23 protein-coding genes are annotated in these 23412 nt (G+C 67.0%); 11 read left to right on the top strand and 12 right to left on the bottom strand.

Going from position 1 to position 23412, the window contains the following annotated elements; all coding sequences use genetic code 11:
* The first annotated feature begins 140 nt into the window (after positions 1-140).
* Positions 141-1364 carry a M20 aminoacylase family protein gene (locus tag AC3FKG_RS26180; RefSeq protein ID WP_483710048.1) on the top strand — a complete coding sequence of 408 codons (1224 nt, stop codon included), beginning with the start codon at positions 141-143 and terminating at the stop codon, positions 1362-1364.
* Positions 1365-1370: 6 nt separating this feature from the next.
* Here the strand turns inward: AC3FKG_RS26180 and AC3FKG_RS26175 are convergent, their stop codons facing one another.
* A complete protein-coding gene (locus tag AC3FKG_RS26175) occupies positions 1371-2198 on the bottom strand; it encodes an AraC family transcriptional regulator (RefSeq protein WP_483710049.1) in 828 nt (275 codons plus the stop codon).
* 127 nt (positions 2199-2325) lie between these two features.
* Here AC3FKG_RS26175 and AC3FKG_RS26170 point away from each other — a divergent pair, with 127 nt between their 5' ends.
* The 3 genes from AC3FKG_RS26170 to AC3FKG_RS26160 all read left to right on the top strand — a co-directional run bounded on the left by AC3FKG_RS26170 (position 2326) and on the right by AC3FKG_RS26160 (position 5583).
* Complete coding sequence (locus AC3FKG_RS26170; RefSeq protein ID WP_483710050.1) at positions 2326-3558, top strand: MFS transporter; 1233 nt, start codon at positions 2326-2328, stop codon at positions 3556-3558.
* Positions 3559-3674: 116 nt separating this feature from the next.
* Positions 3675-4187 (top strand): hypothetical protein, encoded by a 513-nt coding sequence (locus AC3FKG_RS26165; protein ID WP_488744520.1) that lies wholly within the window; start codon positions 3675-3677, stop codon positions 4185-4187.
* Between the two features lies 1 nt (position 4188).
* Positions 4189-5583 carry a GAF domain-containing protein gene (locus tag AC3FKG_RS26160; RefSeq protein ID WP_488744519.1) on the top strand — a complete coding sequence of 465 codons (1395 nt, stop codon included), beginning with the start codon at positions 4189-4191 and terminating at the stop codon, positions 5581-5583.
* Here the strand turns inward: AC3FKG_RS26160 and AC3FKG_RS26155 are convergent, their stop codons facing one another.
* On the bottom strand, positions 5584-6339 hold the full coding sequence (locus tag AC3FKG_RS26155; RefSeq protein WP_488744518.1) for a hemerythrin domain-containing protein: 756 nt from the start codon (positions 6337-6339) through the stop codon (positions 5584-5586).
* Positions 6340-6522: 183 nt separating this feature from the next.
* Positions 6523-6879, bottom strand: a complete 357-nt coding sequence (locus AC3FKG_RS26150) for a hypothetical protein (RefSeq protein ID WP_483711585.1) — start codon at positions 6877-6879, stop codon at positions 6523-6525.
* Between AC3FKG_RS26150 and AC3FKG_RS26145 the strand changes: the two genes are divergently transcribed.
* The gene (locus AC3FKG_RS26145; protein ID WP_483711576.1) at positions 6779-6982 is read left to right on the top strand and encodes a hypothetical protein; all 204 of its coding nucleotides are present in this window, start codon (positions 6779-6781) and stop codon (positions 6980-6982) included. The genes AC3FKG_RS26150 and AC3FKG_RS26145 overlap by 101 nt on opposite strands.
* Before the next feature lie 83 nt (positions 6983-7065).
* The gene (locus tag AC3FKG_RS26140; protein WP_488744517.1) at positions 7066-8049 is read left to right on the top strand and encodes a Bug family tripartite tricarboxylate transporter substrate binding protein; all 984 of its coding nucleotides are present in this window, start codon (positions 7066-7068) and stop codon (positions 8047-8049) included.
* Here AC3FKG_RS26140 and AC3FKG_RS26135 read toward each other — a convergent pair.
* On the bottom strand, positions 8036-8740 hold the full coding sequence (locus tag AC3FKG_RS26135; protein WP_488744516.1) for a response regulator transcription factor: 705 nt from the start codon (positions 8738-8740) through the stop codon (positions 8036-8038). The genes AC3FKG_RS26140 and AC3FKG_RS26135 overlap by 14 nt on opposite strands.
* 212 nt (positions 8741-8952) lie before the next feature.
* Here AC3FKG_RS26135 and AC3FKG_RS26130 point away from each other — a divergent pair, with 212 nt between their 5' ends.
* The gene (locus tag AC3FKG_RS26130) at positions 8953-9660 is read left to right on the top strand and encodes a response regulator transcription factor (RefSeq protein WP_483710058.1); all 708 of its coding nucleotides are present in this window, start codon (positions 8953-8955) and stop codon (positions 9658-9660) included.
* An 81-nt stretch (positions 9661-9741) separates the two neighbouring features.
* Here AC3FKG_RS26130 and AC3FKG_RS26125 read toward each other — a convergent pair whose 3' ends face one another.
* The 4 genes from AC3FKG_RS26125 to minC all read right to left on the bottom strand — a co-directional run bounded on the left by AC3FKG_RS26125 (position 9742) and on the right by minC (position 13085).
* A complete protein-coding gene (locus tag AC3FKG_RS26125) occupies positions 9742-10830 on the bottom strand; it encodes a porin (RefSeq protein WP_483710060.1) in 1089 nt (362 codons plus the stop codon).
* A 292-nt stretch (positions 10831-11122) separates the two neighbouring features.
* Positions 11123-11377: a cell division topological specificity factor MinE gene (gene minE, locus AC3FKG_RS26120; protein WP_006164360.1), complete on the bottom strand. Its 255-nt coding sequence runs from the start codon at positions 11375-11377 to the stop codon at positions 11123-11125.
* A 24-nt stretch (positions 11378-11401) separates the two neighbouring features.
* Positions 11402-12217: a septum site-determining protein MinD gene (gene minD / locus AC3FKG_RS26115; protein WP_483710063.1), complete on the bottom strand. Its 816-nt coding sequence runs from the start codon at positions 12215-12217 to the stop codon at positions 11402-11404.
* Between the two features lie 67 nt (positions 12218-12284).
* Positions 12285-13085 (bottom strand): septum site-determining protein MinC, encoded by an 801-nt coding sequence (gene minC / locus AC3FKG_RS26110; RefSeq protein ID WP_483710065.1) that lies wholly within the window; start codon positions 13083-13085, stop codon positions 12285-12287.
* Between the two features lie 198 nt (positions 13086-13283).
* On the opposite strand from minC, the gene AC3FKG_RS26105 reads away from it, so the two are divergent.
* From AC3FKG_RS26105 to AC3FKG_RS26090, 4 genes are all read left to right on the top strand, one after another.
* Positions 13284-14255, top strand: a complete 972-nt coding sequence (locus tag AC3FKG_RS26105) for a magnesium and cobalt transport protein CorA (RefSeq protein ID WP_483710067.1) — start codon at positions 13284-13286, stop codon at positions 14253-14255.
* A gap of 232 nt (positions 14256-14487) precedes the next feature.
* Positions 14488-15159, top strand: coding sequence for a tetratricopeptide repeat protein (locus tag AC3FKG_RS26100; RefSeq protein WP_483711577.1), 672 nt, complete (start codon positions 14488-14490; stop codon positions 15157-15159).
* On the top strand, positions 15156-17777 hold the full coding sequence (locus AC3FKG_RS26095) for a circularly permuted type 2 ATP-grasp protein (RefSeq protein ID WP_488744515.1): 2622 nt from the start codon (positions 15156-15158) through the stop codon (positions 17775-17777). Before AC3FKG_RS26100 ends, AC3FKG_RS26095 begins: the two co-directional genes overlap by 4 nt.
* Positions 17774-18685: a transglutaminase family protein gene (locus AC3FKG_RS26090; protein WP_488744514.1), complete on the top strand. Its 912-nt coding sequence runs from the start codon at positions 17774-17776 to the stop codon at positions 18683-18685. The genes AC3FKG_RS26095 and AC3FKG_RS26090 overlap by 4 nt, the downstream gene beginning before the upstream one ends.
* 63 nt (positions 18686-18748) lie before the next feature.
* Here AC3FKG_RS26090 and gatB read toward each other — a convergent pair whose 3' ends face one another.
* The 4 genes from gatB to gatA all read right to left on the bottom strand — a co-directional run bounded on the left by gatB (position 18749) and on the right by gatA (position 23349).
* Complete coding sequence (gene gatB, locus AC3FKG_RS26085; protein ID WP_488744513.1) at positions 18749-20206, bottom strand: Asp-tRNA(Asn)/Glu-tRNA(Gln) amidotransferase subunit GatB; 1458 nt, start codon at positions 20204-20206, stop codon at positions 18749-18751.
* An 84-nt stretch (positions 20207-20290) separates the two neighbouring features.
* A complete protein-coding gene (locus AC3FKG_RS26080) occupies positions 20291-21373 on the bottom strand; it encodes a dienelactone hydrolase family protein (RefSeq protein WP_483710072.1) in 1083 nt (360 codons plus the stop codon).
* Between the two features lie 9 nt (positions 21374-21382).
* On the bottom strand, positions 21383-21847 hold the full coding sequence (locus tag AC3FKG_RS26075) for a hypothetical protein (RefSeq protein WP_483710073.1): 465 nt from the start codon (positions 21845-21847) through the stop codon (positions 21383-21385).
* Positions 21844-23349, bottom strand: a complete 1506-nt coding sequence (gene gatA, locus AC3FKG_RS26070) for an Asp-tRNA(Asn)/Glu-tRNA(Gln) amidotransferase subunit GatA (RefSeq protein ID WP_483710074.1) — start codon at positions 23347-23349, stop codon at positions 21844-21846. The genes AC3FKG_RS26075 and gatA overlap by 4 nt, the downstream gene beginning before the upstream one ends.
* Positions 23350-23412 lie beyond the last annotated feature (63 nt).

Raw genomic sequence — 23412 nt, 5'->3', positions numbered from 1 at the left:
TCCCGGTGTCGAAAAGGGCCCGATTACAGGGATTTACATGAAATCCCCGGCATGACGGTTGCGTTGCGATTTCTAAGTGAAATACTGGTTATAAGGACGGCGCATCTGACCGTCCACAGTCTTCGCCAGAAAATCAAGCCATGTCCGAGCACGCCCCCGAGATCGAGACTTACCTTGGTACCACCCTGAAGCGCCGCTTCTGCGCGCTGGCCGACACCCTGGACAGCCGCGCCGAACTCGAAGCCATCCGGCGCAACATCCACCAGAACCCCGAACTCGCTTTTGACGAAGTCCGTACCTCCGGGCTCGTCGCCAGTCTCCTGGAGAGCTGGGGCTACGCGGTGACGCGTGGTGTCGGCGGCACGGGCCTGGTGGGCACGCTGAAGTCGGGCACCGGGGGACGCAGCATCGGTATCCGCGCGGACATGGACGCGCTGCCTATCCACGAGCGCACCGGCCTGCCATATGCGAGCGCGAACGAGGGCCGCATGCATGCGTGCGGCCACGACGGCCACACCGCCATCCTGCTGGGCGCAGCCAAGCAACTGGCCCGCACCCGCAACTTCAACGGCACCGTTCACATGATCTTCCAGCCGGCCGAGGAAATCGGCGCTGGCGGCGGGGCCGAGCGCATGCTGGCCGATGGCCTGTTCGAACGCTTCCCATGCGACGCCATCTTCGGCCTGCACAACCACCCGGGCGTGGAGCAGGGCCATTTCCTGTTCCGCTCGGGCCCGTTCATGGCGGCCTGCGACACGGTCACCATCACCATCCGCGGCAAGGGGGGCCATGCCGCGCGGCCGCATCAGTCAGTGGACCCGATCCTGGTGGCGGGCAGCCTGGTGATGGCGCTGCAGTCGGTGGTATCGCGCTATGTCGACCCGAACGAAACCGCCGTGGTCACCATCGGCACGCTGCACGCGGGCCACGCGCCGAATGTGATCCCGGACAGCGCGCGCATGGAAATCAGCGTGCGTTCGTTCAGCCCGGAAGTACGGGCCTCGCTGGAGGCTCGCATCCGCCAGCTCGCGATCGCGCAGGCCGACGGCTACGGCGCCGTGGCGGAGGTGAACTATGTACACGGCTACCCGGTGCTGATCAACAGCGAACGGGAAACCGAATTCGCGCGGCAGATCGCCGAGGAACTGGTCGGCGCCGAGAAGGTGGTCACGCAGGCCGCGCGCATTACCGGCAGCGAGGACTTCGCCTACTACCTGCAGCAGCGGCCCGGATGCTTCGTGCGCCTGGGCAATGGCGCCAACCAGCCCTTGCTGCACAACCCGGGCTACGACTTCAACGACGAAAACCTGACGGTTGGCGCGGCGTACTGGACGAGGCTTGTGGAGCGTTACCTGTCCCGGTAATCGGGTTCATCGAAAAAACGCGCTTGGCGGTACGCCGAACTGCCGCTTGAACATCGTCGCAAACGCGCTCGGGCTCTCGTAGCCGAGATCGAGCGCCACATCCACCACCTTGCTGCCCGCGGCCAGTCGCTCCAGCGCCGCCAGCAACCGCGCCTGCTGCCGCCACTGCCCGAACGTCATCCCGGTTTCCCGTGCGAAGCGGCGCTGGATGGTCTTCGGATCGACCCCGAGCCGTTCGCCCCAGCCGGCCAGCGTCAATGAGGTATCGGGCGCGGCGATGATGGCATCGCAGATCTGGCGCAGTCCGGCATCGGCCGGATGCGGCAGGTGCAGCGGCAGCGTCGGCACCAGCACCACCTCGTCGAGCAGCAGGCGCATCAGCCGCCCGTCGCGCGAATCGGCGGAGTAGGGCAGCGGCACGTCGATCGCGGCCAGGATCAGTTCGCGCAGCAGCGGCGAGATGCCAAGCACGGTGCAGCGCCGCGGCAGGTCCGGCGCCGCGTCGGGACGGATATAGGCGGTGCGCATCCGTACCTGCCCCACCATGCGGATCCAGTGCTGCGTGCCGCCGGGCATCCACATGCCGCGCGTGGGCGGCACGATCCACTGGCCCTCGTCGGTCGAGACGACCATCACGCCGTGGACCGCGTGGATCAGCTGCGCGTGCGGGTGCTGATGCCGGGATGTGACGTCGCCAGGCTGGTAATCCGCCGCCATCGCCGTGACCGGCATGGGACTGCGATCAAAGTGCACGTATCGCGGCGGATTGGTGTACGTGTCTCCCAGGGCCTGGGTTGCCGCCGGTGCCGGCTTCCACACACGTAACGGTGACATGTCCTTTTCTCCAAGGTTATGGACCCATTCTCGCAGGACAGGCGGTCGAGGGCCAGATAGCATCGCGTTTCTTACTGTCCCGACGAGCGCCCCCAGCGGTTCGTCATCCGTCCTGTCGAAACCGCCAATGAGCACAACCATCGACTCCAAGGCCGCCGCTGCCGGTGTCCATCCCGAGCCATCCGCCGAACGCACGGGCTTTCGCGTCCTGTCCGCGATCAGCTTCGCCCACTTCCTCAACGACATGATCCAGTCGTTGATCCTGGCGATCTATCCGATGCTGAAGGGCGGCTTCAACCTGAGCTTCGTGCAGATCGGCCTGCTGACCATGACCTACCAGGTCACGGCATCGCTGCTGCAGCCGGTGGTCGGCCTTTACACCGACAAGCATCCCAAGCCGCATTCGCTGGCCATTGGCATGGGCTTTACGCTGGCCGGGCTGCTGTTGTTGTCTGTCGCGCCGACCTACGGCGTGCTGCTGGTGGCCGCGGCGCTGGTGGGCACCGGTTCGTCGATCTTCCACCCGGAGTCGTCGCGCGTGGCGCGCATGGCGTCGGGCGGCCAGCACGGGCTGGCGCAGTCGATCTTCCAGGTCGGCGGCAACGGCGGCAGCGCCATGGGGCCGCTATTGGCGGCGGGCATCGTCCACAAGCAGGCCAGCGTGGCGTGGTTCTCGCTGGCGGCGCTGCTGGCCATCGCGGTGCTGTGGAAGATCGGCGGCTGGTATGCGCAGCAGCTCGCGCACCGCGCGCGCAAGGGCAAGGCGGCCGGTGCCACGGCCAGCCCGGTGCCGACGCGCGTGGTGGTGCGGTCCATGGTGGTCCTGCTGGTGCTGGTGTTCTCCAAGTACTTCTACATGGCGAGCCTCACCACCTACTACACCTTCTACCTGATGGAGAAGTTCGGCCTGGCGCGCCAGAGCGCGCAGGTCTACCTGTTCGTATTCCTGTTTGCGGTGGCGGCGGGCACCATCCTGGGCGGCCCGATCGGCGACCGCATCGGCCGCAAGCGCGTGATCTGGGCCTCGATCCTCGGCGTGGCGCCGTTCACGCTGGTGCTGCCGCACGTCGGCCTGTTCTGGACCGGCGTGCTGACCTTCGTCATCGGCTTTATCCTGGCGTCGGCCTTCTCGGCAATCCTGGTGTTCGCGCAAGAGCTGATTCCTGGCAAGGTGGGCATGGTCTCGGGCCTGTTCTTCGGGCTCGCCTTCGGCATGGGCGGCATCGGCGCCGCGGTGCTGGGCGGGCTGGCCGACACGCACGGCATCCAGGCCGTCTACCGGCTGTGCGCGTACCTGCCGCTGCTGGGCCTGCTGGCGGTGTTCCTGCCAGACCTTGGCGGCCGGCGCAAGACTGCCTGACGCGCGCCAGCGCACACAGCGCCATTGCGCCCCGCCCTGGCGGGGCGTTTTAACTGGTACCGGCGTCTCCTACACTGGGGACTATGCCTGCGCGCCGGCCATCCCTACCCACGCCAATGTCAGCTTCGCCACCGTCGGCGCTTGCCGCGTTGCGTGCGGACGGCCAGGCCGCCGTGCTCGATCGCCGCGTATCGGTGATCGCCGCAACGCGCGACGCCGCACGGATACCGCACCTGATGCGCGCGGTCGGCTATCGCATCGATGATGACGACGCCTGCGTGACCGTGTTCCTGTGCCGCCCGCAGTCGCTGCAGGTGTTGGCCGACATCGCCGCCAACCAGTCGATCGCCGTGGTCTTCAGCGAACCGAGCACGCACCGCACGCTGCAACTCAAGGGTTTTGACGCGCGCGAAACGCCGCTGCAGCCTGGCGATTGCGCGCGCGTGGCCGCCTACCGCGAGGCGCTTGGCGAGGAGATCAGCCTGATCGGCCACGAGGCCGCGCTCGCCCATGCCTTCCTGGGGTGCCCGGACGACGAACTTGCCGCCGTCAGCTTTACCCCGACGCAGGCGTTCCAGCAGACGCCGGGGGCGCAGGCCGGGCAGGCACTCAGCCCGGCAACGATCTGAGATGGCAACGACGCGCGCCCCAATGAAGGCCCCGCTGACCGCGGCCGATATCCGTGATTGCCTCGAAGGCGTGATTCCCGCCGTGATGGCCACCTGCGCCGCGGACGGCACGCCCAACGTCGCGTATCTCTCGCACGTGCAATATGTCGATCCGCAGCATGTCGCGCTGTCGTTCCAGTTCTTCAACAAGACGCGCGAGAACGTGCTGGCCAACCCGGTCGGCACGGTGCTGATGATCCATCCGGACACGGCGGCCATGATCCGCCTGACCGTGCATTACCTGCGCACCGAAACCGCGGGTCCGCTGTTCGAGCATATGAAGGCCCGGCTCGCCGGCATTGCCTCGCATTCGGGCATGGAGAACGTGTTCCGGCTGCACGGCGCGGATGTGTATCGGGTTTCGTTGATCGAGACCGTGCCGGGCGGCGGGCGCCTGAGCGAGCCTCCCGGCCAGGTTCGCTGGCAACGGCTCGGCGCACTGCGCTGCATGACGGAAAGACTGGCATCCTGCACCGAGACCGGCCAGCTCTTTGACGTGGCGATGGCGGGGCTGGCGGCGGACTTCGGCATCGACCACGCCATGCTGCTGATGCACGATGCCAGCGCCGGACGGCTCTATACGGTCGCCAGCCACGGCTACGTGGCCTCCGGCGTGGGGTCCGAGATCGCGCTGGGGGACGGCGTGATCGGCGTCGCCGCGCGCGAGCGCACGCCGATCCGCATCATCCACATGACCTCGGACCGCAGCTACAGCCGCGCCATGCGCGACAGCGTGATCGACACCGGTTTGTCGGCACGGCTGGATACCGAGATTCCGCTGCCGGGCCTGACGGCGCCGGGCAGCCAGCTGGCGGTTCCGGTGTGCGCCGGCAACACGTTGCTTGGCGTATTGTTCGTCGAAAGCGAGCGGGAACTGCGCTTCACCTATGAGGATGAGGACGCGCTGGTGGTGCTGGCCGGGCAGCTCGGGCAGGCCATGCGCGGGCTGCAGGCCAGCGCTGACGCCGCAGCCGATGAAGCCGCCGCGGCGTCCGTCCCCGGCGATGCGCCGCCACGCGAGCCGCAACCCGTGCTGGTGCGCTACTTCGAGGCCGACAGCAGCGTCTTCCTCGACGACGACTACCTGATCAAGGGCGTGGCCGGCGCGATCTTCCGGCGCCTGGTCTGCGACTACCTGCACGCCGGGCGCGAGGCCTTCACCAACCGCGAACTGCGGCTCGATCCCGCGCTGGGCCTGCCGGACATCAGCGACAACCTTGAAGCCCGGCTGGTGCTGCTGGCGCGCCGGCTGGTCGAGCGCGACGCCAGCGTGCGCATCGAGCGCACCGGCCGCGGCCGCTTCGCCTTGCGCGTGACGCGGCCGCTGCGGATCGAGCATGTAGAGCGAAGCGGCTGATCAGCCCGCGGCCCACGCCGCCTGGGACGGGCCGGCGGGCAGGCCCAGCGCGCGCGTCAGCTTCATCCAGTCCGGCATCGGCAGCAGCGTGCGGCAGACATCGAGCAGGCCGGTGAAGGCTTCCGCCGGCGCGTTGTCGCGGATGCCGGCCAGCATCAGCGCGCGCTCGGCGGGCGTGACGTTCGGCAGCATCCAGCGCGCGATCATGCCGACCGTCTCCTGCGGCAGCGACGCCACGATGCGGTTTTCCACGTCGAGCAGCTCGGCGTCGGTATGGCTGGCCCACAGCACGGCGTTGTGCCGGGTTTCCTCGAAGTGCATGTGCTCGTAGTTCTCGGCCACGAACAGCGACAACTGGCGGTACAGCTCGCGGACGGCATCGGCGCGCGCCACCGGGATGGTGGCGGCGACCCGGTCGGCCAGCGCGAGCAGCGCGCGGATCTCGGCCATATGGGTGACGTGCTCGTGGGCGATGCGCGCCGTGGAGCCCGGCACGCGCGCTTCCATGGCGGCGTGCACGTAGTCGTTTTCCTTGTGCAGGTGCTGTTCGCATGCCGACAGCAGATCGCGTACCTGACTCAGCGTGCCGCGCAGCTCGGCCTCGTCGTCGGTGTCGGTGCGGCCGACGCGCAACAGCGTGTCGGCCATGAAGGCGCGCAGCGCCTTGTGGATGCGAGCGTAGATATCGAAGCGCGGCGCTTGGTGCGCCTGTTGATGGGATTGCGCGAAGCCGAGGGTGTTGCCAGTGACTGCCATGATGAACCTGTCTCCTTCAGGGCACCTGCGGTGCCGGGCGGCCTGCGATGGGCAAGTCCGGCGCCAGTGGCAATCCGGATCGCGGCGCCATCAGGCCGGTGCTGGCCGCCGCATGCAAGGCAGTCTAGAAAGCGGCGGGACGGCAGGTTCGTAAAAGTTCGCTCAGGAAATCTTAACTGTTCCTTAAAGCGCGGAATTGAGCGATTGCGTGCGAATGCCGGTGAAGATCGCGCTTTCGACCGGTGCGCATGCGCGCGAATCGCATGGATCGCGATGGATGTGGTCTATATGGCGCAAAACAACGCGAATGCGGGCGGCGTGCGGCAGGGCGCGCAGCATGCGGACGTTTTGCGGCATCATGGCGGGCATGACGTCCGCCGTACCTTCGCTTCCTGCTTCTCCGTCCACCGCTGTTCCTGCCTGCGAGCGCTGCCTGGCTTTGGCGGCGGATCCGCGGCGCCGCGAACCGCCGTCCTGCCTGGCGCTGCGCAATACCGCACCGCAGGCCGGCCAGAGCCAGGCTGGCGTTCCGTACAGCATGCTTACGTTCTGCTGCCGCGACTGCGGCACGGTGTGGCGTCTCTACGACCGTGCCAACGAACTGTTCGTGTCCTGGGTGCCCGAACACCCGCTGGTACGCTGAGACGCAGGCCCCGCCAGCCGATCGGCTAAGATAACGCGCGATGCGGCCCCGCGCCGCGCGCCCTTCCATCTCCCCCATCTGTCATGGCTTTTCATTCCCGCTTGCCCGTGCTGGCTGCGCTTGGCGCCGCCAGCCTGATGGCTGCAGCGTTGCCCGCCGCCGCCGATTCCTACCCCAGCCGCCCGATCCGCATGATCGTCGCCTATCCCACGGGCGGCATCAGCGATACCGTGGCCCGTGCGCTCGGCGAGCGGCTCTCTGCCCAGATGGGGACTTCGGTGGTGGTCGAGAACAAGGCCGGCGCCGGCGGCAGCATCGGCATCGATGCCGTGGCCAAGGCCGCGCCGGATGGCTACACGCTCGGCTTTGCGTCGACCAGCCCGCTCACGCTCAATCCGCACGTGGGGCACGTCAACTATGACCCGCAGCGCGATGTGGCGCCCGTCATGAGCGTGATGTACTCGCCGGTGCTGATCGTCGCCACGAAGAGCTTCGCCGGCAAGACCTTCCAGGACCTGGTGGCGCAGGGCAAGGCCAAGCCGGGTTCGGTGCGCTGGGCAACCTCGGGCCTCGGCACGGTCGGGCACGTCGTGCTGGAGCAGGTGAAGGCCGGGTCGAAGGCCGAGCTGACGCTGATTCCGTACAAGGGCGCCGGCCAGCAGATGAACGACGCGCTTGGCGGCCAGTTCGAGGTCATGAGCACCAATGCCAGCCCCATGCTGACCCAGCACATGCAGGCCGGACGGCTGCGCCCGCTCGCCGTGGGCGCGCCCAGGCGCCTCGAAAGCATGGCCAGTGTGCCCACGCTCGCTGAACTGGGCTACCCGAAGGCGAACCTGACTTCGACCTTCGGCATTTTCGCCCCGGGCAAGACGCCGCCGGCGATCATCGACAAGCTCAACGCCGAACTCAACAAGGCCCTCGGCGAGCCGGAGGTGCGCGAGCGCCTGCTCAAGGGCGGCGAAGTGCCTACCGGCGGCACGGCCGCGCAGTTCGCCAAGGCCATCCACGAGGAATCCGTCGACAACGCGCGCATCGTCAAGGAAGCCGGCATCAAGGCCGACTGACGTCTTGCGCCACCGGGTCCAGCCGGTTCCCGAGGCCATAGACGGCGCACAGCCGCACGCCGTTGTGCGGCCACAGTGCCAGCTTGGTGCGCACGCGCGACAGATGGCTGTCGACGGTGCGCGAAGCCGCCTCGACGTGATAGCGCCAGACCTCGTTCACCATGGTCTGGCGCAGCACCAGCGAGCCTAGGTTCCGGAACAGCAGCACGGCCAGGTCGAATTCCTTGGGCGCCAGCGCCACCGGCCGTCCGTGGACCCACACACGGCGATCGGCCGTGGCGAAGCGGAAGGCGCCGTGTTGCAGGTCGCAGGCATGCTCGCCGCCCGGGCCGGCGCGGCGCAGCAGCGCCATCACTCTTGCAGCGAGTTCCGCCATGCCGACGGGTTTGCGCAGATAGGCGTCGGCGCCTTCGCCAAAGCAGGCCGCGATATGCCTGTCGTCGTCGCTGTCTCCGAGCAGCATCACCGGCAGCTCGTGGCCGAGCGTGCGGCGCACCCATGACAACACGTCCAGCGCGGAAATGCCCGGCGCATCGCTGTCCAGCAACAGCATGTCGAAGGTGCCGCCGTGCAGCGCCTGGATCAGCGAGCGGCCGTGAATGTAGCGCGTGCACTGGTGCCCGTTGAGGCGAAGGGTCTGGTCAATGCCGATGGCCCGCGTCGGGTCGGCCTCCAATACGGCAATTCTCACGTCGTCTCTCCTGGCGCTGCCGAATCGGGGGAAGTCCGGCGGGGATGCCTGGCCGGCGCAATGGCCGGCACGGCAATGGCCCATGGTAGGGACGCGCGTCTGCGGCCAGAAGTAAACGATTGTTGACGGGCCGTTTTGAGGGCCGTCCTATTCTGACGTCCCGGTCCGAGGTTTCTAATTCCATCACGCGCAAACGCTGAGGAACAGAGACCATGAGAAAGACCATCGCCTCGCTGGAAGCCGATCCCGTCCATGCGGCGCTGATCCGCAGGATCGTCAATGAAGCCGGCTACGAATGCGTGAGCTTCAGCCAGAGCCGGCGCCTGCTGCTGGCCTTGCATGACAAGGCTTTCGACCTGCTCCTGATCGACTGGCAGATGCCGGGCATGTCCGGTGCCGAGGTGCTGGGCTGGTTGCGCGGCAACCTGGACCGGCGCATCCCGGTCATGTTCCTTTCCGCGCGCGATGCCGAGGCCGACGCGGTCAGCGCGCTGATGGCCGGCGCGGACGACTACATCGTCAAGCCGGTCCGGGCCGCCGAACTATCGGCGCGCATCGGCGCCGTACTGCGCCGCGCCTGTCCCGCGGATTTCGCGCGCAACACGCCGTTGCGCCTGGCCGGGTACGTGTTCGATTGCGCCGCGCGGCAGGCGACCTTCCACGGGCATCCGGTCTGCCTGACGCCAAAGGAATTCGACCTGGCGGTGCTGCTGTTCCGCAACGAAGGGCGCATCGTCACGCGCGACCACATCATTGCCACCGTCTGGGGCCGCGAGATCTCGCCGCTGTCGCGCACCATCGACACGCATGTGTCGCGCGTGCGCAGCAAGCTGGGATTGCATGCCGCGAACGGACTCCGGCTGACGCCGGTCTATACACATGGATACCGTCTGGAGCTGGCGGAAAGTGAAGCGGCCTGAAGCCGCAGAGCATTGCGGCCGGCAATAAAAAAGGCACCCGAAGGTGCCTTTCTGCCAGACATTCAACCGATCGGGAAACGATCAGAAAATGTGGCGGATACCAGCGGCCACGCCCAGCTGGTTGTTGGCGCCCGGCAGCTCTGTCGTCGCGCCGCCGGAGACGTGGTTGTAATCCATGGTGCCATACACCTGGGTACGCTTGGACAGCGAGTACTCGGCCAGCAGCACGCCAGCGTAACGGTGGCCGCCGTTGCCAGCGATACCGTTCTTGTTCTCGATGTAGTCGTAATAGAACGCACCGGTCACTGCCAGGGCCGGGGTGGCCTGGTAGGTGGTGCCGACGTAGCCGAGGTGATCCTTGCGCGGGTTGTTCACTGCACCGGCAGTAATCAGGGTCTGAGCGCCACCAGTGGTCGATCCGGCCGACTGGTTCATGAAACCGTTGTCGATCACGCCAGTGCGATCCTTGCCGCCGAGATAGCCCAGGAAGATCTTGGCCGGGCCGATGCTGTACTTACCGGCAGCACCGAACATTTGCTGACGCTCGCCAGCCTGGTTGCGGATTTCCTGGTACACGCCGCCGATGCCGAACGGGCCATAGGTGTAAGCGGCGCGGGCACCCCAGTACTGGTTGGAGCTCATGCTGCCGGCGGTTTCGCCGAAGCCGTAGCTGGCGCCGACGTCCAGGCCGCCAAACTTGCCGCCGTAGCTGACCACGTTGTTGTTGCGGAACTGGGTCAGGAAGAACGGCCAGGCGTTGGCGGTGTAGTTACCGATGGTCAGCGGATCGTAGTCGCCGAAGAAATTAAAGCCTTCGGTGTACTGGCGGCCCAGCTTGACAGCGCCGAAGTCACCGCTCAGGCCAACGTAGGCTTGACGATTGAACAGCGTGTTGGCCGAGTTGAGCTTGCCGGTGTCGAGGCTGTAGCCATTTTCGAGCTGGAAGATCGCCTTCAGGTTGTTGCCCAGCGCTTCGCTGCCCTTCAGGCCCCAGCGGCTTTGCGTGACGGCGCCGTCGGTCAGTTCAGTCTTGCCGTGGCCCGATGCATCTGCGTGCGTGGTGTAGCGTACGCTGACGTCGGCAATGCCGTACAGCGTGACGGAAGTCTGTGCAAACGCGGAACCTGCCAGCAGGCTGCCGGCGGCGAGGACGATGGCCGATTTCTTCATGGTGCTCCTTTTCTGTTCTGTTCTGGTCTCCGCCGGATCACGGCGGGGCACGGGATCACGTTTCCTGTGAACGCCGCGAAAATTTAACAAAACGTCAGAACGAAGGACACAATTACGCGCTGGAGGCCGAATTCGAGCAGGATTTTGGTGCAAATCCGTTGTCTGGCCGCTACACAATACCGTGTTGGTGCGCTGCACCAGCATCAGACGCTAATTGGTAGTGCGGGGAGGGCGTGAAGCGGCACCGGCACCCCTTGTGGAAAGAGGCGCCGGTGGCAGGGCAAGGGGGGAATCAGCCCTGGGGAATCTCGATCTTGACTTCGAGCACTTCCAGGTTGTCCTGGCGCTCCAGGCTGACGCGCAGATCCTGGTCGCTGATCTTGACGTACTTGGAGATCACCGCCACCAGCTCGCGCTGCAGTGCCGGCAGGTAGTCCGCCGGGGCCGAATGGCCTGTGCGTTCATGGGCCAGGATGATCTGCAGCCGCTCTTTGGCGACCGAGGCCGATTTCTTCTTTTCCCCCAGCAGGAAGGACAGGATCGACATGGGGATGAGTCCTCCGTATTGGTTTTACTTGTTGCCGAAGATGCGCGACAGCAGGCCGGGCTTCTGGTAGTCGGTGAAACGCATCGGCTTGTCCTTGCCCAGGAAGCGGTCCACCACGTCGCCGTACGCGTCCGCCACGTCGCTGCCTTCCAGGTGGATGGCGGGCGTGCCCTGGTTGGACGCGTGCAGCACGGCTTCCGATTCGGGGACTACGCCGATCAGCTTGATGCGCAGGATTTCCTGGATGTCGGTCAGCGACAGCATCTCGCCGCCGTGCACGCGCTTGGGGTTGTAGCGGGTGATCAGCAGGTGTTCCTTGATCGGCTCGCCGCCTTCGCTGGCGCGCTTGGTCTTCGAGGCCAGGATGCCCAGGATGCGGTCGGAGTCGCGCACCGAAGACACTTCCGGGTTGGTCACGATCAGCGCTTCGTCGGCGAAATACATGGCCATCAGCGCGCCCGATTCGATACCGGCCGGCGAGTCGCAGACGATGTACTCGAAGTCCATCTCGACCAGGCCCTTGATCACCTTCTCGACGCCGTCCTTGGTCAGTGCGTCCTTGTCGCGCGTCTGCGAGGCCGGCAGGATGAACAGGTTCTCGCACTTCTTGTCCTTGATCAGGGCCTGGCGCAGGTTGGCTTCGCCCTGCACCACGTTGATCAGGTCATACACCACGCGGCGCTCGCAACCCATGATCAGGTCGAGGTTGCGCAGGCCGACGTCGAAGTCGATCACGGCAGTCTTGTGGCCGCGCAGGGCCAGGCCCGCGGCAAAGCTGGCGCTGGTGGTGGTCTTGCCGACGCCTCCCTTGCCGGAGGTCACAACGATGATTTTTGCCATGGCTCTTTGGTCCGTAATTAGGTTGAAGCTTGCGCTGCAGTGATTCGGTTCGGGGCTGGTCGCCGGCTCATCGGAACCGGATGGCTTCCAGGATCAGCTTTTCATCGGCCAGGCGAACCTGGGCGGTCTTGCCGAGTACGTCGGCCGGCAGCGTCTGCTCGGCCGTCCGATAGATCCCGGCAATGGAAATCAGTTCAGGCTCCATGCACGTGCTGAAGATGCGTGCGCTGGTGTTGCCCTTCACGCCCGCCAGCGCGCGGCCTCGCAGCGGGGCATAGACATGGATGTTGCCCTCGGCGATGACCTCGGCGCCGTAGCTGACCACGTCCATGATGACCACGTCGCCTTGCGCGTAGACTTGCTGGCCCGAGCGCAGCGGCTTGTCGATCAGGACGGTCTGGGTCTGCTGGATGGCGGCCTTGACGGCGGCGTCGGCGGCGGACTGGGCGGCCGTGCGGGCCGCTTCCTCGCGCGCGGCCTGCTCGGCAGCGGCCTCTGCGGCAGCGCGGTCGGCCGCCTCGGCGGTTTCCGCCGGTTCACGCAGGCCGCGGCGGCTCTGGCTGTCGAGCAGCGGCAGGCCGAAGCGCTGCACCCACTCGTGCTGCGCCGGGCGTGCGACCACGCCAATGGCACGGGCCTTGAGCGTCGCCAGCGTGCCGATCACGGTGTCGAGCGAGACTGCATCGTCACTTTCAAGCGCGCGCAGGTCCAGCGCAATCACGTCATTGGAAAAGAAATCGGGAGTGGCTTCGAACCGGGAGAGCAGGTCGTCTCGCAGTGCAGCCATGTCGGCGGTCTGGAGCGCGAGAAGGAGGGCGTCTACATTGCCACTGCGCAGCTCGAAGCGTGGCGATTTCTTCTGTGACATAGCCGGGTGACCGTGGAAATGCCACATTCTAACTGCGGTTTCGGTGCGAACTGTAACAAATAGGCCGACTTTGTCCCTAAGTGCCGCACGCAATCCATCGGAGGCCCACAAGTGGCGCCAGCGCCAGCGCGGCTAACCCCGTCCGACAGATGCCATGACGCCTTGTTACGATTGCGCCATCTGCGGAATGGAGCTGTCATGGGCGCAATCGTCAATTGTGTGGCTTACCGGGCGGGCAAGCGGCTCGGTACCGTCGGCATCGAAGAGATCCCTGAAGCATTGAGCGTCCCGGACACCTTCGTCTGGCTGGGTTTGCATGAGCCCGACCTGGCTTTGCTGCGCCAGGTCCAGCAATCCTTCGGACTGCACGACCTGGCGGTCGAGGATGCGCTCGATGCACACCAGCGGCCCAAGCTGGAGGCGTATGGCGACTCGGTCTTCGTCGTGCTCAACACCGCGCAGCTGGTCGAGGACGAGGTCGTGGTCGGCGAAACCCATCTGTTCGTCGGGCCGAACTATGTGGTGTCGGTCCGGCATGGCGCCAGCAGCACCTACGCGCCGGTGCGCGAGCGCTGCGAGCATGACCCGCAGGGCCTGGCCAACGGTCCTGGCTATGTGTTGTACGCGCTGATGGACTTCGTGGTCGACCACTACCTGCCCATCGTCACGCGCCTGGAGGACACCTTCGCCGAACTGGAGCAGGGCATCTTCCGCGACGAGTTCGACCGCGCCGCAATCGAGCGCCTGTACCAGATCAAGCGGCAGGTGCTGCGCCTGCGCAATGCGGTGAACCCGGTCGAGGATATCTGCAGCCAGCTCATCCGGCTGCACGAAGACCTCGTGCCCAAGGAATTGCGCGCCTATTTCCGCGACATCGAAGACCACGCGAGCCGCCTCGTGCGCACGCTCGATGTCGTGCGCGAGATGCTGACCACGGCGGTGCAGGTCAACCTGGCCCTGGTCACCGTGGGGCAGAACGAGGTGGTCAAGCGGCTCGCTGGCTGGGGCGCCATCCTGGCGATCCCGACGGTGGTGTTCAGCCTCTACGGCATGAATTTCTCGTTCATGCCCGAGCTGAAATTCCACTACGCGTACCCGGTCGTGATCGGCACGACGGCCGTGGCGTGCGCCGCGCTATGGCGCCGGCTACATCGCGCCGGATGGATCTGATGGGCCATTTTTATTCTCAGAAAGAATTTTGTAATCCAATTTTTTCTTAAATTCATTATTCGAACGAATAATAAGGCCCCTGTCATCGGCTTCCGGCACGCATCGCCGCCTCCTACACTGGATTCAAGAATGCCCAGCGCATCCGGAGTCCGCCATGCCACTAGCCCGCCCCTCGCTTTGGCCCGCAGCAGCAGCCGGCCCGGTGACTCGTCGTCCGCTGGCCGTTGCGGTGATGGCCATCATGCTGGCGGCCTGGCCCGCCTCCCCCCTCCACGCCGCGACCGCGCCTGTGCAGCCAGCTCAGGCGCAGACGCGCGAGGCGCTCGCGGCTTACGAGTCCGGAGCGTTCGATGCCGCACTGCGCGGCTTTGCCGCCGCCGCGCGCGACGGCAACCGGCTGGCCCAGTTCAATTACGCGATGATGCTGCTGCGCGGCGAAGGCACGCCTGCCAGGCCGCAAGAGGCCTTGACCTGGCTGCGCAAGGCAGCCGACAACCAGATGACGCACGCGCAGTTCACCCTCGGTGACCTGTACGAGCGCGGCGAACTGGTGCCGCGTTCGCTGGAAGAGGCCAACCGCTGGTACGAACGCGCCGCGCAGGGCGGCCACGTGCAGGCGCAGATGGCGCTGGCCACCAACTATTTCACCGGCCGCGGCCTGCCGCGCGACTATGCCAAGGCGTTCGAGTGGTACAGCCGCGCCGCCAGCGCGGGCGACGGGGGGGCCCAGTACATCGTCGGCAGCTACTATGAGCGCGGCGAGCCCGGCGTGGTGGGCAAGGACATCGAACAGGCCAAGATCTGGTATGCGCGCTCGGCGGCGCATGGCGATCCGGGCGCATTGGCCAAGCTGCGCTCGCTGCTCGAGGAGACCGTGCGCGCGAAGGCCGGCGGTACGATGTGAGCGGCCCCCGCAAGGGGACGAGTCTCGCCCCCCACGCCCCGGCGCCGATTGCCCCCGCCGTTGGCCTGGCACAGCCGGTCCCGGCGGGACACCTCGATGAATTGCGGTTGCCCGACGGTTCGCTGCGCGAGGCGTGGGCGCGCTTCTTCGCCGTCGTGGGCGAGCCTGGCGCTGACGTGCTGGCTCCGCGCGCGGCGGCCATGGCGCGGCAGATCCGCGACAACGGCGTGACCTACAACGTCTATGCCGACCATGGCGCGGCGCGCGCCTGGCCGCTGGAACTGTTTCCGTTCCTGGTGACCGATCAGGACTGGCAAGTCATCGAGCGGGGCGCCGCGCAGCGCGCGACGCTGGCCAATGCGATCGTGGCCGATATCTATGGCGAACAGACGCTGCTGTCGCGCGGACTGTTGCCGCCGGGGCTGGTCTACGGGCATCCGGGCTACCTGCATCCGCTGCGCGGCTACCGGCCGCCGGGCGGCAGCTTCCTGCAGATCGTCGCGGTGGACCTGGTGCACACCGAAGGTGGCTGGACCGTCATGGCGCATCGCACCGATACGCCTTCGGGCATGGGCTACGCGCTCGAAAACCGCCTCATCATCTCCAGCCTGTTCACCGATGCCTTCCGCGGCCTGCACGTGCGCCGCCTGCCGCCGGCGTTCGCGCAACTGGTGTCGACGCTCGCGCATGCGCCGCTGGCCGCGGCGACAGAGACTGGCAGCGGTACGGCCGCTTCCGGCACGGGCCACCACATCGTGCTGCTTACGCCCGGCCCCTACAGCGAGACCTATTTCGAGCACACGTTTCTTGCGCGCTACCTTGGCATCACGCTGGTGGAAGGCAAGGACCTGACCGTGCGCAATGACGTGGTCTACCTGAAGACCTTCGGCGGACTCGAACGCGTGGACGTGGTGCTGCGGCGCCTGGACGATATCTTTTGCGATCCGCTCGAACTGCGCCACGACTCCACGCTGGGCGTGCCGGGGCTGCTGGAGGCGATGCGCGCGGGCAACGTCATGGTGTCCAACGTGCCCGGCTCCGGCTTCCTGGAAACACCGGCGATTCACGGCTTCCTGCCCGCCATTGCCGAAGCGTTGCTGGGCGAGCGGCTGTGGCTGCCCGGTGTGCCGAGCTGGTGGTGCGGAGAAGACGCCGCGCGGCAGCAAGCGCTGGCCACGCTGACGGAAGCCTTCGTGATGCCGACCTATCCACGCCGCGCCGATCTCACCGACGAGCCCGTGCTGGGCATGGAACTGGGCCTGCAGGCGCTGGACGGCTGGCGCGAGCGCATTGCCCGCATGCCCGACCGCTACACCTTGCAGCCGCCGCTGCCGCTATCGCACACGCCATGCTGGGAAGGCGACCGGATCGGCTCGCGCGCGGCCATGCTGCGCGTATTTGCCGTGGCGGACGGCAATGGCGGCTGGCAGGTCATGGCGGGCGGCTTCAGCCGGCTCGCGGCACCGGGGCTGGAATCGGTGTCGATGCAGCTCGGCGGCACGAGTGCCGATACATGGGTGCTTTCCGGCCAGCCGGTGCCGCCCGCACCGTTGGCCACCCGCGCCGGGCTCGCCGTACCGACACCCGCGCGGGCGCTGGCGGTTTCGAGCCGCGCGGCCGAGAACCTGTTCTGGGCCGGGCGCTACGCCGAACGCGCCGAGAACAACGTGAGGCTGTGCCGGCAGATCCTCGGCTCGATCGAAAGCAGCGACGATACCGATGACGGCACCCTATCGATGCTGGGCCGCCTCGCGCAACTGGCGGGCCTGGTGCCGGCCGGGGCGCCGCAGCCGGACGTATCGCTGAGCCGGTTCGAGCACAGCCTGGTGGCCACGCTGGCGGACGCGCGCGCCGGCACGGGTCTCGCGCGGAACCTCGCCGCGCACGCGGCCACCGCCAGCGAGATCCGCAACCGCCTGTCCAACGACCACTGGCGCACCATCCTGGCCGCGCGCAACGATTTCGGCGACGCCATGACGCAAGCGACGCTGGCTGCCGCCGACGGCGGCGCCGTCAGCTACGACCGCGCGCGTGTTCTGGCCGCGCTCGAGCATCTGGCGATGCAGCTTGGCGCCATCAACGGCGCGCAAGGCGACCGCATGTCGCGCGACGAAGCGTGGCGACTGGTTTTCATCGGCCGCCATATCGAACGCCTGTCCACCATGAGCGGCTTCTTGCTGGCCGCGATCGACACCGGCGCGCTGCGCTCGCGCAGCGGCTTCGATCTGTTGCTGCACCTGTTCGATTGCACGCTGACGTACCGCTCGCTTTATCCGGGCCGCACCGACCTGGCGGCGTTGGTCGACCTGCTCGTGCTGGAGCCGGCCAATCCGCGCGGCCTCTACGGTTTGCTGGAGCGTCTGCGCGGCAAGCTGGCGCAGCTGGCGCCGGGCGGCAGCGCACAGGCGCGTGTGCCGCTCGCGGAACTGCTGCCCGCGCCGAGCGCGCTGCCAACGCGCGCGGCATTGTGCGAGTCCCTATGCGACGGGGAGGGCGATGCAGCCAATTTGTCGGCGTTGTGCAGTCAGTTCATCGAGCGCATGGCGCGCGTATCGGACGAGATCGGCGCGCGCTACTTCAGCCATGCAGCCGCCAACCCCGACGCCGACATTCCGTGAACGACGCCGTGAGCTCTCCTGCCGGAAACAGCACGCTGAGCGTGCTGCATACCACCACCTATCGCTATTCGCAGCCGGTCGAGCACGCGCAGCAGCGTGCCGTCGTCACGCCGCCTGACTTGCCGTGGCAGGCCGTCACCGAGCACGACACCCGCCTCGAGCCGGCGCCTACGCACGAGCATGGGCGAACCGACGCGTTTGGGAATCGCGTGCTGCATTACATGCTCGACGTGCCGCACACACAGATGCAATTGACCTGTTCCAGCACCGTGGTACTGACGCCGCGCTGGCGGGCGCTGAAGGTGTCCGCGTCCGCACCGTGGGAGACGGTCGCTCAGTCGCTGCGTTTTCACGCGGGCCAGCCGTTCGAGCCGGCCACGCAATTCGTCTTCGCTTCGCCCAATATCGCGCTGCATCCGGCGCTGCTTGAATACGCGTTGCCAAGCTTTGGCGCGGGTGTGCCAGTCGTCGCCGGCGCGATGGATTTGATGCGGCGCATTCACGAAGATTTCACCTATCACAGCGAATCCACCGAGGTGGATACACCGGCCATGCAGGCCTTCGCGCAGCGCAGCGGCGTGTGCCAGGATTATGCGCAGGTCATGATTGGTTGCCTGCGCTCCGTGGGGCTCGCGGCGCGCTATGTCAGCGGCTATCTGTGCACCGAGCCGCCACCCGGCGAGCCGCGGCTGACTGGCGCCGATGCTTCGCATGCGTGGGTGTCGGTGTATTGCCCGGTGGTGGGCTGGGTGGATCTTGATCCGACCAACAATGTGCTGGCGGATACGCGTCACGTTACGCTGGCGCTAGGCCGCGATTACAGCGATGTGCCGTTGCTGCATGGCGTGATCGTGGGCGGGGGCGCCCATCGGGTGGAGGTGGCCGTGACTGTGAGGCCGATGGAGTGACCGGAAGGGGAGGCGCTCGTTTCGCCGGTGTAGCCGGCGAAACATGAGGCACCTTCAAAACGCTTAGCCGAGCTTCTTCTTCAGCAGCTCATTCACCTGCGCCGGATTCGCCTTCCCCTTGGTCGCCTTCATCGCTTGCCCGACGAGCGCATTGAAGGCCTTTTCCTTGCCTGACCGGAACTCTTCCACCGACTTGGCATTGGCAGCCAGCACGTCATCGATGATTTTTTCCAGTTCACCGGTATCGGACATCTGCTTCAGCCCCTTGGCGGCAATGATCGCGTCCGCATCGCCATCCGATTCGCCAGCCCACATGGCAGGGAAGACATCCTTCTTGGCGGTGTTGTTGGACACCGTGCCGTCAGCGATGCGCGCCAGCAATTTGGCCAGTTGCGCCGGCTTGACCGGCGCCGCATCGATGCTCATGCCTTCGCGATTCAATTGCGAAGCGACATCCCCCATCAGCCAGTTGGCCGCAGGCTTGGCATTGGCCGCACCGGCTTCGGTCACGACCGCTTCGTAGTAACCGGCCAGCGCCTTGGTGGCAGTCAGCGTGCTGGCATCATAGGCCGACAGGCCATACTGCGAAACGAAGCGCGCCTGGATCGCCGCCGGCAGCTCCGGCAGTTCGCCGCGCACGCGCTCGATCCACGCCGCGTCGATTTCCAGCGGCATCAGGTCAGGGTCAGGGAAATAGCGATAGTCGTGCGCATCTTCCTTGGTGCGCATGGCACGCGTTTCGCCGGTATCCGGATCAAACAGCACCGTGGCCTGCTGGATCTTGCGGCCGTCTTCGATCTCGTTGATCTGCCACTGCACTTCGTATTCGATCGCCTGCTGCAAAAAGCGGAACGAGTTCAGGTTCTTGATCTCGCGGCGCGTGCCGAATTCCTTCTGCCCGACCGGGCGCACCGACACGTTGGCGTCGCAGCGGAAGCTGCCTTCCTGCATATTGCCGTCGCAGATCCCCAGCCACACCACCAGCGAGTGCAGGGCCTTGGCGTAGGCCACGGCTTCGGCAGCGCTGCGCATGTCCGGCTCGGTCACGATTTCCAGCAGCGGCGTGCCGGCGCGGTTCAGGTCGATGCCGGTCATGCCGGCGAAGTCCTCGTGCAGCGACTTGCCCGCATCTTCTTCCAGGTGGGCGCGCGTCAGTTGCACGGTCTTTTCATAGACCTCGCCCTTCTTGCCTTCGACCTGGATGGTGATCGTGCCGCCCTGCACGACGGGGATCTCGTACTGGCTGATCTGGTAGCCCTTGGGCAGGTCAGGGTAGAAGTAGTTCTTGCGCGCGAAGATGCTGCGCGGCGCGATGGTGGCGCCGATCGCCAGGCCGAACTGGATCGCGCGTTCCACCGCGCCCTTGTTGAGCACCGGCAGTACGCCCGGCAGCGCGAGATCCACCGGCGAGGCCTGTGTGTTGGGCTCGGCGCCGAAGGCGGTGGAGGTCCCGGAGAAAATCTTGGAGGCCGTCGAAAGCTGCGTGTGCGTTTCGAGGCCGATCACCACTTCCCATTGCATGGCGGTATTCCTGTTCGGTTCTTGGGTTCTGTCTGTTGCAAAGGGCCGGCGCAGGCGCCGGACCCGAGTGTCTGTGTGGCGCGCTCAGGGGTCGGGGCTGGCGAGCCAGGAATCAAGCTGGGCCATGGCGGCCACGCGCGCCACGGCATCGCCGCCGACGGTCACGCCGCGGCCGGCGCGCGCGCCGCCAGGCCCGTCGCGGCGCACCTGCAATTCGCTGGTGCCATCAAAGCCGTGGTACGCGCCGGGGTAGATCTCCAGCCGGAAACGCGCGCCTGGCTGGCGCGCCAGCACCGCGTTCTGCAGCATCGCGCAGCGTGTGGCCGGCGTCCAGTCGTCGGCCCCGCCGATCATCAGCAATACCGGTGCGCGCAGCCGGAAATTGTGCTGCTGCACCGCCCGCTTGCAGGCCGGATAAAACGCCACGGCACGTTCCACTTGCGGCGTGTTGGCCGGCCACGGACGGCTTGCATCGACCGTGGCCAGCACCGCCTGCGCGCCGTTGGACCAGCCCAGCAGCACGATGCGCGTGGCGTCGATGCCGGGCTGGCGCGCCACCCAGCGCAGTGCCGTCAGCGCGTCGGTGCGGCGCATGCGTTCATCCACGCCCCGGGTCTCGGCCGAATCGCCGCAGCCTGGCAGCTTGCCATGCGCCGACTCGCTGTCGGGCATCAGCACCGCGTAGCCACGCTCGGTCAGCCACTGTGCGTAATCGCGATAGCGCGGTTGCAGCGCGGACGCGGCATTGGTGTCGCCGCCAGTGCTGCCCACATGGCCCGCGTCCGCGCGCACGGTTTCCGGGCTCGCACCGATCAGTCCGCTGCAGCCATGCAGCGCGATCACCACCGGCAGCGGCTGGGTGCGCGGCGTGCTGCCTTCGCGCGGCACGAACCAGTAGGCGTTAAGCGGCGGTGCGCCCTGATCGCCCGGCAACTGCACGCGCAGTGCCGGCGTGACGGGCCTGACGGCCGGCGCAGTGCGCGTGGTGGCACCGGGCGCGAGCGCGGTGAGCGGCGCGGTATTGGCCGGCTGCACCAGTGCCGGCGTCGGCGGCGCGGGCGTGTGCGCGAAGACGGCGCCAGCCAGAAGCATGCCGGCTGCACCGGCAACGCACGTGGCGAGCCGGTGCAGACGATGCAGGCAGTAGCTGGCGGGCGTGGCGGTCATCAGGCGGCCTCAGCGGGTTTGCGCGCAGGCGCCGGTGCCGGGCTCGAACATCACCGGCCACGCCTGTTCGTAAATGCCGGGCGTGCAGCGCTGCGCGCAGTTGGCATGCGCCAGCGTGACGCGGCGCGGATCTTGCCAGATCATCAGCTCGCAGCCGCTGCCGTCGTTGGCGCGCAGCTCGATTTGCGGCTTCTTCTTGGTCTGGCGGAAATCGGCCAGGTTGAACGTGCACGAGCCACGCTTGCCGACCCACAGCTTCCACGAGAGCTGCTGCACGCTGTTGTCGGACACGCGCAACTGGGCGTCCTCGCGGAAGCCGTCTTCCTCGGTGCGGCGGCAGTCGCCGACGATGTCGATATCGCGGGCCGCGATCGGCGTCGGCTTGCCGAGGATCGGCAACTGGATGCAGCCAGCCACCACCGCGGCCAGGGCCGCGGCGATGATCAGGCGGAAGACTTGCGCAAGCCGTTTCATGCCTTGGCGGGACGGCGCAGGTGCCAGTCGGTGGCCTGCTGGAACGCGTGCGCGGTCTGGAGCAGCTGCGCTTCGTCGAAGTAGTTGCCGATCAGCTGCAGGCCGACCGGCATATTGCCTTCGCCGAAGCCGCACGGCACGCTCATGCCGGGCAGGCCGGCCAGGCTGGTCGACAGCGTGAAGATGTCGGCCAGGTACATCTGCACCGGGTCGGAGGTCTTTTCGCCGAGCTTCCACGCCACCGTCGGCGCGACCGGGCCCATGATCACGTCGCACTGGGCAAAGGCGCGCTGGAAGTCGTCGGCGATGATGCGGCGGATCTTCTGGGCCTGCAGGTAGTAGGCGTCGTAGTAGCCGTGCGACAGCACGTAGGCGCCCACCATGATGCGGCGCTTGACCTCGGTGCCGAAGCCTTCGGCGCGGGTCTTCTTGTACATGTCGAGCAGGTCGCGGTACTCGGCCGCGCGGTGGCCGTAGCGCACGCCGTCGAAGCGCGACAGGTTCGACGACGCCTCGGCCGGCGCGATCACGTAGTACACGGGGATCGACAGCTCGGTCTTGGGCAGCGACACCTCGACCAGCGTGGCGCCGAGCTGCTCGTACTGCCGCAGCGCGGCGCGCACGGTCTCTTCCACGTCGGGCGACAGGCCCTTGCCGAAGTACTCGCGCGGCAGGCCGATGCGCAGGCCCGCCAGCGGCTGGCTTTCCGAGGCGCCGGCGCGCGCGCGGCCCAGGTGGCGGGTGAAGTCCTCATCCACGCCGCCTTGCTCGGGCGGGATGCTGGTCGAATCCTTCGGGTCGAAGCCGGCCATGGCGTTGAGCAGCAGGGCGCAGTCCTCCGCGGTGTGGGCCATCGGGCCGCCCTGGTCCAGCGACGACGCGAAGGCGATCATGCCGTAGCGCGACACGCGGCCATAGGTCGGCTTGATGCCGGTGATGCCCGAGAACGACGACGGCTGGCGGATCGAGCCGCCGGTGTCGGTGCCGGTCGCGGCCGGCGCCAGGCCGGCGGCCACGGCAGCGGCCGAGCCGCCCGACGAGCCGCCCGGGACGCGCTCGGTGTCCCACGGGTTGCGCACGGCGCCAAAGAACGAGTTCTCGTTGGACGAGCCCATCGCGAACTCGTCCATATTGGTCTTGCCTAGCGTGACCATGCCGGCGGCGGCCATGCGCTCGACCACGGTGGCGTCGAACGGGCTTTCGTAGTTGGCCAGCATCTTCGAGCCGGCCGTCGCGCGCCAGCCACGCGTGACGAACACGTCCTTGTGGGCCAGCGGCACGCCGGTCAGCAGCGTGGCATCGCCGCGGGCGCGGCGCGCATCGGCTTCGCGCGCCTGGGCCAGCGTGCGTTCGGCGTCGACATGGGTGAAGGCGTTCAGCGCGCCGGCCTGCTCGATGCGGGCCAGGTAGGTGCGGGCGAGTTCCTCGGCGGAGACGGTGCGCGCGGCCAGGGCATCGGCAAGCTGGCGCAGGGAGGTCACGGAATCAGCGGAAAAGGGCATGACAGTCGGTTGGCATCAGGGGTGGCGTGCGTCGGTGCGGTGCGGTCGGGACATCCGGCCGGG

The organism is Cupriavidus sp. 22TCCZM04-2, assembly GCF_057798895.1.
Note: the sequence above shows the minus strand (reverse complement) of the source record. Positions and strands in the feature narration are given on the sequence as shown.